Annotated in this window: 15 protein-coding genes and 1 tRNA gene; 13 read left to right on the plus strand and 3 right to left on the minus strand. The window is 66.2% G+C overall.

Going from position 1 to position 16,171, the window contains the following annotated elements; translation table 11 throughout:
• Positions 1-1,148 (plus strand): M10 family metallopeptidase C-terminal domain-containing protein (locus tag JNN06_RS04300; RefSeq protein ID WP_366812432.1); only part of this gene is annotated, 1,148 nt, incomplete at its 5' end.
• A 20-nt stretch (positions 1,149-1,168) separates the two neighbouring features.
• On the opposite strand, the gene JNN06_RS04305 is transcribed toward JNN06_RS04300, so the two are convergent.
• Complete coding sequence (locus JNN06_RS04305) at positions 1,169-2,272, minus strand: NADH:flavin oxidoreductase (RefSeq protein ID WP_291238360.1); 1,104 nt, start codon at positions 2,270-2,272, stop codon at positions 1,169-1,171.
• 121 nt (positions 2,273-2,393) lie between these two features.
• Between JNN06_RS04305 and JNN06_RS04310 the strand changes: the two genes are divergently transcribed.
• Both JNN06_RS04310 and JNN06_RS04315 read left to right on the plus strand, forming a co-directional pair.
• Positions 2,394-2,780, plus strand: a complete 387-nt coding sequence (locus JNN06_RS04310; protein WP_291238361.1) for a helix-turn-helix domain-containing protein — start codon at positions 2,394-2,396, stop codon at positions 2,778-2,780.
• The gene (locus JNN06_RS04315; RefSeq protein WP_291238362.1) at positions 2,780-3,142 is read left to right on the plus strand and encodes a YbaN family protein; all 363 of its coding nucleotides are present in this window, start codon (positions 2,780-2,782) and stop codon (positions 3,140-3,142) included. Before JNN06_RS04310 ends, JNN06_RS04315 begins: the two co-directional genes overlap by 1 nt.
• Positions 3,143-3,267: 125 nt before the next feature.
• Here JNN06_RS04315 and purN read toward each other — a convergent pair whose 3' ends face one another.
• Both purN and purM read right to left on the minus strand, forming a co-directional pair.
• Positions 3,268-3,855, minus strand: a complete 588-nt coding sequence (purN, locus tag JNN06_RS04320; RefSeq protein WP_291238363.1) for a phosphoribosylglycinamide formyltransferase — start codon at positions 3,853-3,855, stop codon at positions 3,268-3,270.
• Positions 3,852-4,907 (minus strand): phosphoribosylformylglycinamidine cyclo-ligase, encoded by a 1,056-nt coding sequence (purM, locus tag JNN06_RS04325; protein ID WP_291238364.1) that lies wholly within the window; start codon positions 4,905-4,907, stop codon positions 3,852-3,854. Before purM ends, purN begins: the two co-directional genes overlap by 4 nt.
• Before the next feature lie 159 nt (positions 4,908-5,066).
• Here purM and JNN06_RS04330 point away from each other — a divergent pair.
• The 10 genes from JNN06_RS04330 (at position 5,067) to JNN06_RS04375 (ending at position 15,582) form a co-directional block, all read left to right on the plus strand.
• Positions 5,067-5,142, plus strand: a tRNA-Ile gene (locus JNN06_RS04330).
• A 174-nt stretch (positions 5,143-5,316) separates the two neighbouring features.
• Complete coding sequence (glpD, locus tag JNN06_RS04335) at positions 5,317-6,879, plus strand: glycerol-3-phosphate dehydrogenase (protein WP_291238365.1); 1,563 nt, start codon at positions 5,317-5,319, stop codon at positions 6,877-6,879.
• Positions 6,880-6,939: 60 nt separating this feature from the next.
• A complete protein-coding gene (locus tag JNN06_RS04340; RefSeq protein ID WP_291238366.1) occupies positions 6,940-8,028 on the plus strand; it encodes an ABC transporter ATP-binding protein in 1,089 nt (362 codons plus the stop codon).
• Positions 8,029-8,039: 11 nt separating this feature from the next.
• On the plus strand, positions 8,040-9,113 hold the full coding sequence (locus JNN06_RS04345) for an ABC transporter ATP-binding protein (RefSeq protein WP_291238367.1): 1,074 nt from the start codon (positions 8,040-8,042) through the stop codon (positions 9,111-9,113).
• Positions 9,113-9,985, plus strand: a complete 873-nt coding sequence (locus JNN06_RS04350) for a sugar ABC transporter permease (protein ID WP_291238368.1) — start codon at positions 9,113-9,115, stop codon at positions 9,983-9,985. The genes JNN06_RS04345 and JNN06_RS04350 overlap by 1 nt, the downstream gene beginning before the upstream one ends.
• A complete protein-coding gene (locus JNN06_RS04355; protein WP_291238369.1) occupies positions 9,985-10,788 on the plus strand; it encodes a carbohydrate ABC transporter permease in 804 nt (267 codons plus the stop codon). The genes JNN06_RS04350 and JNN06_RS04355 overlap by 1 nt, the downstream gene beginning before the upstream one ends.
• 13 nt (positions 10,789-10,801) lie before the next feature.
• A complete protein-coding gene (locus JNN06_RS04360; protein ID WP_291238370.1) occupies positions 10,802-11,074 on the plus strand; it encodes a DUF2160 domain-containing protein in 273 nt (90 codons plus the stop codon).
• 68 nt (positions 11,075-11,142) lie between these two features.
• Positions 11,143-12,843 (plus strand): ABC transporter substrate-binding protein, encoded by a 1,701-nt coding sequence (locus JNN06_RS04365; protein ID WP_291238373.1) that lies wholly within the window; start codon positions 11,143-11,145, stop codon positions 12,841-12,843.
• A gap of 79 nt (positions 12,844-12,922) precedes the next feature.
• Positions 12,923-14,425, plus strand: a complete 1,503-nt coding sequence (gene glpK, locus JNN06_RS04370) for a glycerol kinase GlpK (protein WP_291238371.1) — start codon at positions 12,923-12,925, stop codon at positions 14,423-14,425.
• Positions 14,425-15,582 carry an iron-containing alcohol dehydrogenase gene (locus JNN06_RS04375; protein ID WP_291238372.1) on the plus strand — a complete coding sequence of 386 codons (1,158 nt, stop codon included), beginning with the start codon at positions 14,425-14,427 and terminating at the stop codon, positions 15,580-15,582. The genes glpK and JNN06_RS04375 overlap by 1 nt, the downstream gene beginning before the upstream one ends.
• The last annotated feature ends 589 nt before the right edge of the window (positions 15,583-16,171 follow it).

Consider the following 16,171-nt stretch of genomic DNA (forward strand, 5'->3'; position numbering starts at 1 on the left):
CCGCCCTGCAAGCGGGCGGGCAGCGCGTCATCGCCTATGTGAACAGCTCGGTCACCGATCACGGGCGCGATTGGTGGAACCCCGGCTGGGTCACCCCCGATCCGGCGGCGGGCGAGCCCGATGTGGGCACCATCAGCCGCCGCGCCCCCGCATGGCTGCGCAACAATCTGGGGCTGGTGGATTTCGCCCCCGAAACCAGCGGCCCACCCCAGCCCGAGGCCATATTGGTCGATTACACCGATCCCGATTGGCAGGAACTGGTCATCGCGCAGGCGGTGGCGCAGGTGCAGGCGGGCTATGACGGTGTGTTTCTCGATGATGTCGGCCGCTATTACGAGGCCGCGCAGGCCAGTGGCACCTGGAACCCCGCCATGGCCGATGCCATGATGCGGCTGGTGATCGCCGTCGCCGAGGCGATCCGCGCGGAAAACCCCGAGGCCCTGCTGGTGGTCAATTCCGGCGTCTATATTCTGGGCGACAGCACTGGCGACGCCGCGCTGATCGCGGCCTATCGCGCCGCGCTGGATGGCATGCTGATCGAGAACCAGTTCGGCCAAGGCTCGGTGCTGACAGATGCCGCCGCCGCCTTTCCCGATGTGGCGATCCTGCCCTTGGAAAGCCACCTGAGCTTCGCCGCGCAGGGCCGCCTGCTGGCACAAGCCATCAGCACCGGGTTCCTGCCCTATCTCTCGCCGTCCGAGGCCTATGCCGATTTCGCCGCCACGCCGCTGCTGGGCACCTCTGGTGCCGACCGGCTGCGCGGCGCGGCAGATGTGGCGCATGTCATCGGCGGCGGCGCGGGGGCCGACCGGCTGATTGGCGCGAACAAAGCCGACCGGATCTGGGGCCATGCCGGGCAAGATACCCTGATTGGCGGGCGCGGCGCCGATACGCTTTCGGGCGGCTCCGGCGCCGATACCTTTGTTCTGTCGCTGAAAAACGGCCATGACCGTATCACCGATTTCACCGATGGGGTTGACCGGCTCGACCTGCGCGCCTTTACGGCCACATGGGCCGAGGTGCAGGCGGCACTGACCGATACCGGCCCCCGCCTGCGCCTTGATCTGGGCGCGCTTGGCGGCACCGGCAGCGTGACGCTGAGCCTTGCCGATGCAGGCCTGCTGGGGCGCGACGACGTGATCCTGTAACGCCGCCGCGCCTTTAGCCCTTAAGCCAGCACCGCCAGATCCTTGGCGTCAAAGCCCGTCAGGCGCTCGCCCGCGCGCACCTTGTTCACCCAGGCCGGGTCCGAGATCAGCGCCCGGCCCACGGCGATCAGGTCAAACTCCTCGCGCTCCATCCGCGCCACCAGCTGATCCAGCGGCGAGGCTGCGGACCCCTGACCGGCAAAGGCGCCAAAGAACTCGTCCGACAGCCCGACCGACCCGACCGAGATCGTCGCGGCCCCGGTCACCCGCTTCACCCAACCGGCGAAATTCAAGCCCTCGGCCCCGTCCAGCTCGGGGAATTCCGGCTCCCAGAACCGGCGCTGCGAGGCATGGATGACATCCGCCCCCGCCTCGACCAGCGGGATCAGCCAGGCCCCCAGCTCGGCCGGCGTGCTGGCCAGCCGCGCCTTGTAATCCTGCTGTTTCCACTGGCTGACCCGCAGGATCAGCGGGAAATCCGGCCCGATCGCGGCGCGCGTCGCCCGCACCACCTCGGCGGCGAACCGCGCGCGATCTGCGATGCTCGCCCCGCCCCAACGGTCGTCGCGCTGATTGGTGCCCGCCCAGAAGAACTGGTCAATCAGATAGCCATGCGCGCCATGCAGCTCGGCCACGTCAAAGCCCAGGTCCTTGGCCGCCTTGGCCGATTTGGCAAAAGCGGCGATGGTGTCGGCAATGTCTTCCTCGCTCATCGCCACGCCGCGCGCCTCGCCGGGGGCATTGAGACCCGAGGGGCTTTCCACCGGCGCCTCCGGCTGCCACTCGCCCGCGCGCGTCGCGCCGGTATGCCAGATCTGCGGCCCCATCTTGCCACCCGCGCCATGCACCGCGTCAATCACGTCCTTCCAGCCCGCCAGCGCGGCCTCGCCATGGAAGAACGGGATGCCCGGCAGATTGCGCGAGGCCGGGCGGTCGATCACCGTCCCCTCGGACAGAATGAGGCCCACGCCCCCCGCCGCGCGGCGACGGTAGTATTCGGCCTGCGCCGCGCCCGGCACGCCCCCCTCCGCCATGCCCCGCGTCATCGGCGCCATGACGATCCGATTGGCCAGCGTCACCCCCTTGACCGTGAAGGGGCGGAACAACACATCCGTTGCGGTCATCTGAAACTCCTGTTCAAAACCTGGCCCTATAGGTATAATCGGGAAACCTGGTGTCAATCAGGCACCGAAAACTCACCAGGTCACCCCAAGGTAACCCCCCGGATAGTCCCCAGATAACGCCATGAACCAGCACCCGACCTTCATCTGCCAACCGGGCCATTTCGCCGCCACCTGCCCCTCGCGCGAGCTGTTCGACCAGATCGCCGACAAATGGTCGATGATGGTGCTGACCGTGCTGGACGGCGCCCCGCAACGCTTCAACAGCATCAAGCGCAGCCTGGAGGGCGTGTCGCAGAAATCGCTGACCCAGACCCTGCGGCGGCTGGAACGCAACGGGCTGATCACCCGCCGCGTGCTGCCCACTTCGCCCGTGGCGGTGGAATATGCCATGTCAGACCTCGGCCAAACCCTGCTGCCGCCCTTCCGCGCGCTCTATCGCTGGACCAAGGAGAACATCGCCACGGTCGAGGCCTCCCGCGCCGCCTTCGATGCCGGGGCGAGCCGCTGATGCGCCCGCTCTGGCTGGCCGCCGGGGTCATCTCGGTCGCCCTCGGCCTCGTGGGCGTGGCGCTGCCCCTACTGCCCACCACGCCCTTCATGATCCTCGCCGCCGCCTGCTTCGCGCGCTCCTCGCCGCGCCTGCATGACTGGCTGTGGAATCACCGCCTCTTTGGCCCCGCCATCCGCGACTGGCGCCAGCACCGCGCCATCCCCCCGGTCGCCAAACGCGCCTCCCTCGCCGCCATGGCGGGTGCCTTCGCCCTCAGCCTCTGGCTGGGCCTGCGATGGGAAGTGCTGCTGGTGCAAGGACTTGTGCTGGCCGTCATGGGCACATGGATCGCCACCCGCCCCAGCCGCCCCGCGGCCTGAACCGTCGCAATGGGGGCTGTCTGCCCTCACCTGAGCGGGCCTGTTTCATTTTCTGTTCAAAAATATCCTCAGGGGGGAGGCCCGATTGGGCCGTGGGGGGCGCGAGCGCCCCCTGCCCGGCTCGATCACAGAAACAGCGGCGTCCGGTCGCCCGCCGCGTAACGCCGCAGCACCGCCGGATAGAGCCGATGCTCCTGCACCAGCACCCGCCCTGCAAGATCATCGGCGCTGTCGCCCGCCAGCACCGGCACCCGCGCCTGACCGAGGATCGGGCCGTCATCCAGCACCGCCGTCACCTCATGCACCGTGCAGCCCGCCTCGGCATCGCCCGCCTCAATCGCGCGCTGATGGGTGTGCAGACCGGGATATTTCGGCAAAAGCGAGGGGTGGATGTTCAGCATCCGCCCTTCAAACCGCGCCACAAAGGCCGGGGTCAGCACCCGCATGAAGCCCGCAAGGCACAGGATGTCCGGCTCGACCGCCTCGATATGGCGCAGCAGCTCGGCCTCGAACCCCGCGCGGTCCTTGCCGAAGGCGCGGTGATCCACCGCCGCCGTCGCAATCCCCGCCGCCTGCGCCTTGCGCAACCCGCCCGCCGCCGGGTCATTGCTGGCCACCAGCACCGGGCGGCCCGGATGGTCGCCGGTCATCGAGCGGACCAAAGCGACCATGTTGGAGCCACCCCCGGAAATCAGGATGGCGATGCGTTTCACAGCAGCGCGCCCTTGTAGATCACGCCCTCGCCCTTGACCACGCGGCCCAGACGGCACACGGTTTCACCCTCGGCGCGCAGCAGCGCCTCGATGGCATCGGCGCGGTCTGCCGCCGCCACCACCATCATGCCGATGCCGCAGTTGAAGGTTTTCAGCAGTTCCGGCTCGGTCATCCCCGCCGTTTCCGCCAGCCAGCGGAACACCGGCGGCAATTGCCACGCGGAAAGGTCGATCTCGCAGGCCAGGCCTTCGGGGATCACGCGCGGCGGGTTCTCGGTGAGGCCGCCGCCGGTGATATGGGCCAGCGCATGCACGCCCCCCGCCCGCACCGCCGCGAGGGCCTGTTTCACATAAAGCCGGGTCGGCGCCAGCAGTGCCGCGCCCAGGCTGCCTTCCGCAAAGGGGCAATCGGCATCCCAGGCCAGCCCCGACAGTTCCACCACCTTGCGCACAAAGCTGTAGCCGTTGGAATGCACGCCATTGGAGGCCAGCCCCAGCAGCACATCGCCTTCGCCCACACCCGCCGGCAGATCGCTGCCGCGCTCCATCGCGCCCACGGCAAAGCCCGCGAGGTCGAAATCGCCCTTGTGATACATGCCCGGCATTTCCGCCGTCTCGCCGCCGATCAGTGCGCAGCCCGATTGCACGCAACCCTCGGCAATGCCGTTGATGATGCGGGTGGCCTGATCCAGCTCCAGCTTGCCGGTGGCGAAATAGTCGAGGAAGAACAGCGGTTCAGCGCCCTGGCAGACCAGATCATTCACGCACATCGCCACAAGGTCGATGCCGATCGTATCCACATTGCCGGTGTCAATCGCGATGCGCAGCTTGGTGCCCACGCCATCCGTCGCGCCCACCAGGATCGGGTCTTGATACCCGGCCGCCTTCAGATCGAACAGCGCGCCAAAACCGCCAAGGCCCGACATGGTGCCGCTGCGATTGGTGCGCTTCGCCGCCGGCTTGATGCGCTCCACCAGCGCATTCCCCGCGTCAATATCCACGCCTGCATCGGCATAGGTGAGGCCGGTTTTCGGGCCGTTTTGCGTGGTCATGGGGGCACTCCGATCATGGGCAGCGGCTGGGAGGGGCTTTCAGCGCCCGCATAGACGATAATCCCCCGACAGGCAACGCCCCGCGCCGCCCTGACTGCCCGCGCCCTGTCTCCCCGCGCTTGACCGCGCCCCCGCGATTGCCTAACCACTTGGCCGTGGGGGGCTGTAGCTCAATGGTTAGAGCCGGGCGCTCATAACGCCTTGGTTGGGGGTTCGAGTCCCTCCGGCCCTACCACCCCCTCCCCCCCCTCTCTCATCGCCGCGCCTCATCCTGTCCGCTTCCGGGCGGATGCTGCATCTGCATGGTTGCGCCTTTCGCAAACGCAAAAAGCGAAAACAAACGAACAATATGTTTGACAATCGCGCATGACTCGCGCTTTGTGGGCGCAGAGCGAGGGGAGACGCTGCCGTGACCACCACCCAGACCCAGCCTGTCGACCTGTTCGTCATCGGCGGCGGCATCAATGGATGCGGCATTGCGCGCGATGCGGCGGGGCGCGGGCTTTCGGTCACCCTGGCCGAAAAGGGCGATCTGGCGCAGGCCACCTCCTCGGCCTCGACCAAGCTGTTTCATGGCGGGCTGCGCTATCTGGAATTCTTTGAATTCCGTCTGGTCCGCGAGGCGCTGGAAGAGCGGGAAACCCTGCTGAAAGCCATGCCGCATATCAGCTGGCCCATGCGGTTCGTGCTGCCGGTCTACCCCGACATGCGCTTTGAAAGCACCACGCCGACCTCGCGCCTGCTCACGTTTTTCATGCCCTGGATGAAGGGGCGCCGCCCCTCCTGGCTGATCCGGCTGGGGCTTTTCCTTTACGATCACCTGGGCGGGCGCGAGATCCTGCCGGGCACCAGCAGCCTGGACCTTCAGGCCGAAATCTACGGCAAGCCCTTGAAATCAAAGTTCAAGAAGGCTTTTGAATATTCCGATTGCTGGGTGCAGGATTCCCGGCTTGTCGTGCTGAACGCCCGCGATGCGCAGGCGCGCGGCGCCACCATCCTCACCCGCACCGAGGTGACCCGCGCCCGCCGCGAGGGCGATCTGTGGCAGGTCACCACCCGGGCAGAGGGGGTGGAAACCACCCATGCCGCCCGCGCGCTGGTCAATGCCGGCGGGCCCTGGGTCGACCGCATCCTGGATGGCCAGATCGGGCTCAGCCACAAGCATGGCATCCGCCTCGTGCGCGGCAGCCATATCGTCGTGCCGAAACTCTATGACCACGACCGCTGCTATTTCTTTCAGGGCGAGGATGGCCGCATCATCTTTGCCATCCCCTATGAGCAAGACTTCACCCTGATCGGCACCACCGATCAGGACCATGACGGCCCGCCCGAGGCCGCGCGATGCTCGGAGGCCGAGGCCGATTATCTGCGCATGTTCGCATCGAACTATTTCGCGCAACCAATCGAAAAACACCAGATCGTCTGGACCTATTCCGGCGTCCGCCCGCTTTATAATGACGGCGCGAGTTCCGCCACCGCCGCGACCCGCGATTATGTGCTGGCTGTCGATGCCGATGGCCCGCCACTGCTGAATGTCTTTGGCGGCAAGATCACCACCTATCGCCGTCTGGCCGAAAGCGCACTGACCAAACTTTCCCCGTTTTTCAACGGGTTGAAAGGCGCATGGACGGCTGGCGTGCCGCTGGCGGGGGCGGGTTTCGATCCGCGCGACACCAAGGCCGAAATCGCGCGCCTCGCCAAAGACTATTCCTTTCTGGGTAACGCGTGGGCAGAACGCCTGTTCCGTCATTACGGGATGGAGTCGCGCGCGATTCTGCGCGATGCTGCGCGCGTCGAAGATCTGGGTCGCCGCTTCGGCCCCATGCTGATGCAGGCCGAGGTGGATTGGCTGATGGACAAGGAATGGGCCCGCTGCGCGGAGGACGTGGCATGGCGCCGGACCAAGCTGGGGCTGCGCCTCAGCGCCGAGGAGATGGCGGCGCTCGACGCTTACATGGCGCAGCGCCCCTGAGATCTGCCGCCCCTGCGCGGGTGGAAAAAGACCGCGCGCAGGCACGGTGAGGGAGGATATATGACACTGGAACTCAAGGGCGTTTCCAGATCGGTCGAGGGCAGCGTTCATCTGCATCCCACGGATCTGACGCTGCAAAAAGGCACGATGAATGTGCTGCTCGGGCCGACGCTGGCGGGCAAGACCTCGCTGATGCGGGTGATGGCGGGCCTCGATCAGCCGACCACGGGCCGGGTGTTCTGGGAGGGTCGCGATGTCACCGGCATGCGCGTGCAGGATCGCCGCGTGGCGATGGTTTACCAGCAATTCATCAATTACCCGGCGATGAGCGTTTATGACAACATCGCCTCGCCCTTGCGCATTCAGGGCGTGGCCGCCGCCGAGATCGACGCCCGCGTGCGCGAAACCGCCGCCATGATGAAGCTGGATGCGATGCTGACCCGCAAACCGCTGGAGCTTTCGGGCGGCCAGCAACAGCGCTGCGCGCTTGCCCGCGCGCTGGTGAAAGGTGCGGGGCTGGTGCTGCTGGATGAGCCGCTTGCCAATCTCGATTACAAGCTGCGCGAGGAATTGCGCGTTGAAATCCCTCGGATTTTCGAGGCCTCGGGCGCGATCTTCGTCTATGCCACCACCGAACCCGAGGAAGCGCTTCTGCTGGGCGGCCATACCGCCACGCTGTGGCAAGGCCGCGTCACCCAGTTCGGCCCCACGGCGGAGGTCTATCGCCGCCCCGCCGACATGACCACGGCGCGCGTCTTCTCTGACCCGCCGATGAACTTCACCACGGTGACGAAACAGGGCCACCGCCTGTCCTTTGGCGCGGGCGTCCATGCCCCGGCCGAGGGCGCGCTGGCGGCCCTGCCCGATGGCCGCTACCTCGCAGGCTTCCGCCCCAACCATCTGGAACTGGCGGGCCATTCCGGGTCTGCTTTGCACTTCCCCTGCACCCTGCGCGGCACCGAGATCACCGGCGCCGAGACCTTCCTGCACCTGACCCACGGGTCAGAGCAATGGGTGGGCCTCATCCATGGCGTGCATAGCCTGCCCGCAGGCAGCGCGGTCACCTGCGCGCTGGACCCGCGTTTCGCCTATATCTTCACCGAGGACGGGCAGCTTGCCGCCCCCGCCTCTTATGCCGTCGCGGCCTGAGGGGGGGGATCATGGCACAGATCACGCTGAAAAACCTCGCGCATAGCTACAAGCCCAATGCCACGGCTGATGCCGATTTCGCGCTGAAGGAAATGGATCACGTCTGGCAGGATGGCGGCGCCTATGCGCTGCTGGGGTCTTCGGGCTGCGGGAAATCCACGCTTCTGAACATCATCTCCGGCCTGTTGCGCCCCAGCCATGGCCGCGTGCTGTTTGGCGACCGCGACGTGACCGATGCCGCCACGGCAGAGCGTAACATCGCCCAGGTGTTCCAGTTTCCGGTCGTCTATGACACGATGAGCGTGGGCGACAACCTCGCCTTCCCGCTGCGCAATCGCGGCATGGACCCCGGCTATATCGCCACCCGCGTGCAGCAGATCGCCCAGATGATCGGGATGGAAGACATCCTGAAACGCAAGGCGCGGGGGCTGACGGCAGATGCCAAGCAAAAGATCAGCCTGGGCCGCGGCATGGTGCGCGAGGATGTGAACGCCATCCTGTTCGATGAACCGCTCACCGTCATCGACCCGCATATGAAGTTCGAGCTGCGCACGCAGTTGAAGGCCCTGCACCGCGCCTTCGGCCATACCATGATCTACGTCACCCATGACCAGACCGAGGCGCTGACCTTCGCCGACAAGGTGGTGGTGATGTATGATGGCCGCGTGGTGCAGATGGGCACGCCCGAGGAGCTGTTCGACCGCCCGGCCCATACCTTTGTCGGCTATTTCATCGGCTCGCCGGGGATGAATTTCTTTGACGCGACCGTGCAGGGCAACCGCGCCACCGTGCAGGGGGTCGAGCTGCCCCTGGGCGCCAGCTACGCGCCCCCCAAGGGCCGCGTGCAGATCGGCATCCGCCCCGAGTTTTGCGTGCTGGCGCGCGAGGGTGGCTTGCCCTTCACCCTCACCCGCATCGAGGACGTGGGCCGCCACCGCATCCTGCGCGGCACCGTCGCGGGGCAGCAGGTCAACGTCACCCTGCCCGAGGGCGTGCCGGTGGAGGCCGAGGCCAACCGGCTGCTCTTCGCCCCCGAAAAGATCAATGTCTATGCCGATGACTGGCGCGTGCAGGGAGAGGCCTGATGGACAAGACCCAGAACAACAAGGCCTGGTTCCTTGTGCTGCCGGTGCTGGTGCTGGTCGCCTTCTCGGCGGTGCTGCCGCTGATGACCGTCGTGAACTATTCGGTGCAAGACACCTTCGGCAACAATGAATTCTTCTGGGCCGGACTCGACTGGTTCGACGAGATGCTGCATTCCGACCGCATGTGGGATGCGCTTGGCAAACAGGCGCTGTTCTCGGCCATCATCCTCGCCATCGAGGTGCCGCTGGGCATTTTCGTGGCGCTGAACATGCCCAAACGCGGCTTCTGGGCCTCGTTCTGCCTGGTGGTCATGGCGCTGCCCTTGCTGATCCCCTTCAACGTGGTCGGCACCATCTGGCAGATCTTTGGCCGGGTGGACATCGGCCTCTTGGGCCATACGCTCGCCGCGCTTGGCATCGACTATAACTATACCTCCGACGCGCTGGATGCCTGGGCCACGCTGATCGTGATGGATGTCTGGCACTGGACCTCGCTGGTGGCGCTGCTGGCCTATGCCGGTCTGCAATCCATCCCCGAGGCCTATTATCAGGCCGCCAAGATCGACCAGGCGAGCCGCTGGGCCGTGTTCCGCTATATCGAGCTGCCCAAGATGCAGGGCGTGCTGCTCATCGCGGTGCTGCTGCGCTTCATGGACAGTTTCATGATCTATACCGAGCCCTTCGTCGTCACCGGCGGCGGCCCCGGCAATGCCACCACCTTCCTGTCGATCGACCTGGTGAAAATGGCGATCGGTCAGTTCGACCTCGGCCCCGCTGCCGCCTTCTCGCTGATGTATTTCCTCGTGATCCTGTTGATTTCATGGGTGTTCTACACCGTCATGACCAATCTCGACAAAGCGGAGGGCAAATGATGCGCATCCCCGGACGTGCCTTCGTGATGGCCGCCTATCTGATCTTCCTGATGGTGCCGATCTACTGGCTTTTGAACATGAGCCTGAAGACCAATACCGAGATCACCGGCACCTTCACCCTCTGGCCCGAGACCCTGACCTTCGCCAATTACCGCACGATCCTCACCGACCCGAGCTGGTATATGGGCTATGTCAACTCGCTGATCTATGTGGTGATGAACACCGTCATCTCGATCACCGTGGCGCTGCCTGCGGCCTATGCCTTCTCGCGCTACCGTTTCATGGGCGACAAGCACCTGTTCTTCTGGCTGCTGACCAACCGCATGGCGCCGCCCGCCGTCTTTGCCCTGCCCTTCTTCCAGCTCTATTCCTCGGTCGGGCTGTTTGACACCCATATCGCCGTCGCCCTGGCGCATTGCCTGTTCAACGTGCCGCTGGCGGTGTGGATTCTCGAAGGTTTCATGCGCGGCGTGCCCAAGGAAATCGACGAGACCGCCTATATCGACGGCTATTCCTTCCCCGCCTTCTTCGGCAAGATCTTCCTGCCGCTGATCGCCTCGGGCGTCGGTGTTGCCGCCTTCTTCTGCTTCATGTTCTCCTGGGTCGAGCTGCTGCTTTCCCGCACCCTCACCTCGGTGAACGCCAAACCCATCGCCGCCACCATGACCCGCACCGTCTCTGCCTCGGGCATGGATTGGGGCGTGCTGGCCGCCGCCGGGATCTTGACCATCATCCCCGGCGCGCTGGTGATCTATTTCGTCCGCAACTACATCGCCAAGGGCTTTGCCCTGGGCCGCGTGTAAGGAGAGACCGCTCATGGCATGGATGGCCTGGACCCTTCCGACCGCCGCCTTCTTCGGCACCATCGCGGCCCTTCTGGTGATCTTCACCGTGCTGGCGATCAAATATCCCGAAACGCCGCGCCTGGGGGTGCTGCGCTTCGAGACGACCCGAGGTGATCGGCTTTTCATCACCCTGCTGGGTTCGGGTTTCATCAACCTGATCTGGCTGGCCACCATGGGTGCGCCCCTTTGGGGGGCACTCGCCCTGTGCCTTGCCTATGCCTTCGCGGTGTTCCGCTGGGTCTGACGCAAGGCGCACCCCGCAATAACTCTCTGGGAGGAGAAACCACCATGAAACTGCACCGCACCACGGCCATGGCGCTTGCGCTGCTGGTCACCGGGTCTGCCTTTGGCCCGGCCTTTGCAGGGATCGACGAGGGCAAGGCCTTCCTCGATGCCGAAATCGGCGATCTGTCGGCCCTGCCCCGGGCCGAACAAGAGGCCGAGCTGCAATGGTTCGTCGACGCCGCCGCCCCCTTTGCGGGCATGGAAATCAAGGTCGTGTCGGAAACCATCGCGACCCATGAATACGAATCCAAGGTGCTGGCGCCCGCCTTCACCGCGCTCACCGGCATCAAGGTCACCCATGACCTGATCGGCGAGGGCGATGTGGTCGAAAAGCTGCAAACCCAGATGCAGTCGGGCGAGAACATCTATGACGCCTATATCAACGATTCCGATCTGATCGGCACCCATTGGCGCTACAAGCAGGCCCGCAACCTGACCGACTGGATGGCGGGCGATGGCAAGGCCGTCACCAACCCGAACCTCGATCTGGCGGATTTCATCGGTGCCAAATTCACCACCGGCCCCGATGGCAAGCTGTATCAGCTGCCCGACCAGCAATTCGCCAACCTCTACTGGTTCCGCCAGGACTGGTTCTCGGATGAAAAGACCAAGGCCGATTTCAAGGCGAAATACGGCTATGACCTCGGCGTGCCGGTCAACTGGTCGGCCTATGAAGACATCGCGGAATTCTTCACCGGCCGCGACATGAGCTATATGGGCGGGCCCGCCAAGGTCTATGGCCATATGGATTATGGCAAGAAAGACCCCTCGCTTGGCTGGCGCTTCACCGATGCCTGGCTCTCGATGGCCGGGGCTGGCGACAAGGGCGAGCCGAACGGCTTGCCGGTCGATGAATGGGGCATCCGCGTCAACGAGAACTCGCAGCCCGTCGGCTCCTGCGTCACCCGGGGCGGCGATACCAATGGCCCGGCGGCCGTCTATTCGATCACCAAATATATCGACTGGCTGACCAAATACGCGCCCCCCGCCGCCGCAGGCATGGTGTTCTCCGAGGCAGGCCCGGTGCCCGCACAGGGCGAAGTCGCCCAGCAGATGTTCTGGTATACCGCCTTCACCGCCGATATGGTCAAGGATGGCCTGCCGGTCGTGAACGAGGATGGCACGCCGAAATGGCGCATGGCCCCCTCGCCGCATGGCGTCTATTGGGAAGAGGGCATGAAGGTCGGCTATCAGGATGCCGGTTCCTGGACGCTGATGGAATCCACCCCGGTGGACCGCGCCCAAGCCGCATGGCTCTATGCGCAATTCGTCACCTCCAAAACCGTGGACGTGAAGAAATCGCATGTCGGCCTGACCTTCATCCGCGAATCCACCATCCAGCACCCGTCCTTCACCGAACGCGCGCCGAAACTGGGCGGTCTGGTCGAATTCTACCGCTCGCCCGCCCGCGTGGCATGGTCGCCCACCGGCACCAACGTGCCGGATTACCCGAAGCTGGCCCAACTGTGGTGGCAGAACATCGGTGACGCCTCCTCGGGCGCCAAGACCCCGCAAGAAGCCATGGACAGCCTCTGCGCCGAACAGGAAAAGGTGCTGGAGCGTCTGGAGCGTGCCGGCGTGCAGGGCGATCTCGGCCCGAAGATGAACGAGGAGCAGGACGCGCAATACTGGTTCGACCAGCCCGGCGCGCCCAAGCCCAAGCTGGAGAACGAGGACGAAGACCCGAAAACCGTCGCCTATGAAGACCTGATCGCTTCGTGGAAATAATCCTCTGACGACCCCGGGGGGCAGGGCTTGGCCTTGCCCCCTTCTTCATGCGATCAACACCCCGAGGGAGGGCCGCGACATGACCTATATTCTCGCCATAGATCAGGGCACCACCTCCTCGCGTGCCATCCTGTTTGACACCGATTTGCGCCCCGTCGCCTCGGCGCAGGAAGAATTTCCCCAGCATTTTCCGGCCTCTGGCTGGGTCGAACACGACCCGGCAGACCTGTGGTCCACCGTCGCCGCCACCACCCGCGCCGCCATGGAGCGCGCAGGCGCCACCGCAGGCCAGATTGCCGCCATCGGCATCACCAATCAGCGCGAAACCACCCTGGTCTGGGATCGCGACACCGGCCAGCCGGTGCATAACGCAATCGTCTGGCAAGACCGCCGCACCTCGGATTACTGCGCCAGCCTGCGCAGCGAGGGCTTCGAGGAGGTCATCACCGCCAAGACCGGCCTCCTCTGCGACCCCTATTTCTCCGCCACCAAGCTGCGCTGGATTCTGGAAAACGTGCCCGGCGCCCGCGCCCGCGCCGAGGCGGGGGAACTCCTGTTCGGCACCGTCGACAGCTTCCTGATCTGGAAGCTGACGGGGGGCAAGGTTCACGCGACCGACGCCACCAACGCCGCCCGCACCATGCTTTATGACATCCACGCCCTGCGCTGGTCGCGCACCATCTGCGACCGCCTCGGCATTCCGATGCAGATGCTGCCCGAGGTACGCGATTGCGCCGCCGATTTCGGCACCACCCGCGAAGACCTGTTCGGCGCGCCGATCCCGATTTGCGGGGTGGCGGGCGACCAACAGGCGGCCACCGTGGGCCAGGCCTGTTTCACCCCCGGCATGATGAAATCCACCTATGGCACCGGCTGTTTCGCACTCCTGAACACCGGCACCACCCCCGTGCGCTCGCAGCACCGGATGCTCACCACCATCGCCTATCAGCTCGATGGCCAGCCCACCTATGCCCTTGAAGGCGCAATCTTTATTGCGGGCGCCGTGGTGCAGTGGCTGCGCGATGGCTTGGAGATCATCCGCTCCGCCTCTGAAACCCAAGCCCTCGCCGAGGCCGCCGACCCGGCGCAAGAGGTGGTGCTGGTGCCCGCCTTCACCGGCCTTGGCGCGCCCTATTGGAACGCCGATTGCCGGGGCGCCACTTTCGGCCTCACCCGCGCCACCGGCCCGCGCGAAATCGCCCGCGCCGCGCTGGAAAGCGTGGCCTTCCAGACCCGCGACCTCTGGTCGGCCATGCAGGCCGATTGGGCGGCGTCGGGCCTCACCGCCGCGCACCGCCCCACTTTGCGCGTCGATGGCGGGATGACAGCGAATGATTGGGTGATGCAGTTCCTGTCCGATATGCTGGGCGCGCCGGTGGATCGCCCGCAAGTCCTTGAAACCACAGCCAAAGGCGTGGCATGGCTGGCGGGCTACCGCGCGGGCCTCTGCCCCTCGCCCGCCGAATTTGCAAGCCGTTGGGCGGTGGAGCGCACCTTCACCCCGCAAATGCCCGACCCCGAGCGTGACCGCCGCTATGCCCGCTGGCAACGCGCCATTCACGCCACCTTGGATTTCGGCTGATGCTGTTCGCCCCCCTGCTGACCCCCGGCAAGCTGTCGCTCGCGCGCGGCTGTGCGAGCCTCGCCGCGCCCGAGGCCGCGCGTCTGGGCACCCGCGCCGCGCTCATCCATTCGGCCTCGGTGGCGCCCGAGCTGCGCGACACCCTGCTCACTGACCTGCGCGCCCATGGCCTTGCCGTCACCACCCTGCCCTCCTCGGGCGAGCCGGACCTGCCCGGCCTCATGGCCGCGCGCGAGGCCCTCGCCCCCTTTGCCCCCGATGTGATCCTCGCCCTTGGCGGTGGCGCCACGATTGATCTGGCCAAGGCCCTCGCCGCCCTCCTGCCCGCCAGCGGCGATCTGATCCGCCATTTCGAGGTGGTGGGCGCGGCCCTCCCCCTTGATGCGCCACCCCTGCCGCTGATTGCGCTGCCCACCACCGCCGGCACCGGGGCCGAGGCCACCAAGAACGCCGTCATCGCCATTCCGTCGCACCGCGTGAAGGTCAGCCTGCGCGATGACCGGATGATGCCCGCGGTCGCCCTCGTCGATCCGGCGCTGACCGATCACTGCCCCCGCGCCGTCACGCTGGCCTCGGGCCTTGATGCGCTGACGCAGGTGATTGAGCCCTATCTTTGCACCCGCGCCACGCCCTTCACCGATGCGCTGTGCCGCGATGCCATCCCCGCCGCCTTGCCCGCCCTGATGCGGCTGATGCAGGCCGAGGATCGGGTTGAGGATCGGGCCGCGCGCGATACCATGGCCCGCGTGTCGCTGTTCGGCGGCTTGGCGCTGGCCAATGCCGGGCTGGGGGCGGTGCATGGCTTTGCTGGCCCCTTGGGTGGGCAATTGGGCGCGCCCCATGGTGTGATCTGTGGCCGCCTGCTGCCCGAGGTGCTGGCCGAAAACCGCGCCGCCCTGCCCGCAGGCCATCCCGCATTGGCCCGGTTCGGCGAGGTCGAGCGCTGGCTTGCAACCGCGCTGGAGGCCTCCGACGGTATCGAGGCCCTGCGCAACTGGATCGACGCCCAAGCCCTCCCCCGGCTCGGCGCGCTTGGCCTGACTGAAGGGGGCTTTGCCACCGCCCTCACCGCCGCCAGACAGGCCTCCTCCATGAAGGCCAACCCCGTGACGCTGAGCGACGCGCAACTGGCCGCGATCCTCGCGCGCGCGTTGTAGCCCGAGACGCGCCCCTGACATTGGCCGAGGCCATCGCCGAGGTCACGCGACACCGTTGCCGCATCGGGCCGGTGGTCCCACCGCTCCCATTGACCGAGGCCATTGCCGAGGTCACTCGGAACCGTTTCCGCGTTTGGGCCGGTGGCCCAAAGCCACCGGCCAGCGCCCGCCCTGCCCCGGCGGGCGCTGGCCTCTCGGTCACGGGTTGAAGCGGTCTAGCCCCACCGCTTTCACTGGGTCGGGAAAACGCGCTGCGTTGTCAGATCCGGCCCCATTGACCGAGGCCATCGCCTCGGTCACGCGGAACCGTTCCCGAGTTTGGGCCGGTGGCCCAAAGCCACCGGCCAGCGCCCGCCCCGCCAATGGCGGGCGCTTCGCACCCGCCGGGGCAGGCACGGGCCTCTCGGTCTCGCGCTGACATGGCCTTGCTGAACCCTTCCCACAGGGCCGGGAAAACGCGCTGCGTTTTCAGATCCGGCCCCATTGGCCGAGGCCATCGCCGAGGTCACGCGGCACCGTTCCCGCATCGGGCCGCTGGCCCAAAGCCACCGGCCAGCGCCCGCCCCGCCAATGGCGGGCGCTTCGCACC

It is taken from the genome of Gemmobacter sp. (assembly GCF_016792925.1).
In the GTDB taxonomy this organism is placed as follows: Bacteria; Pseudomonadota; Alphaproteobacteria; order Rhodobacterales; family Rhodobacteraceae; genus Gemmobacter.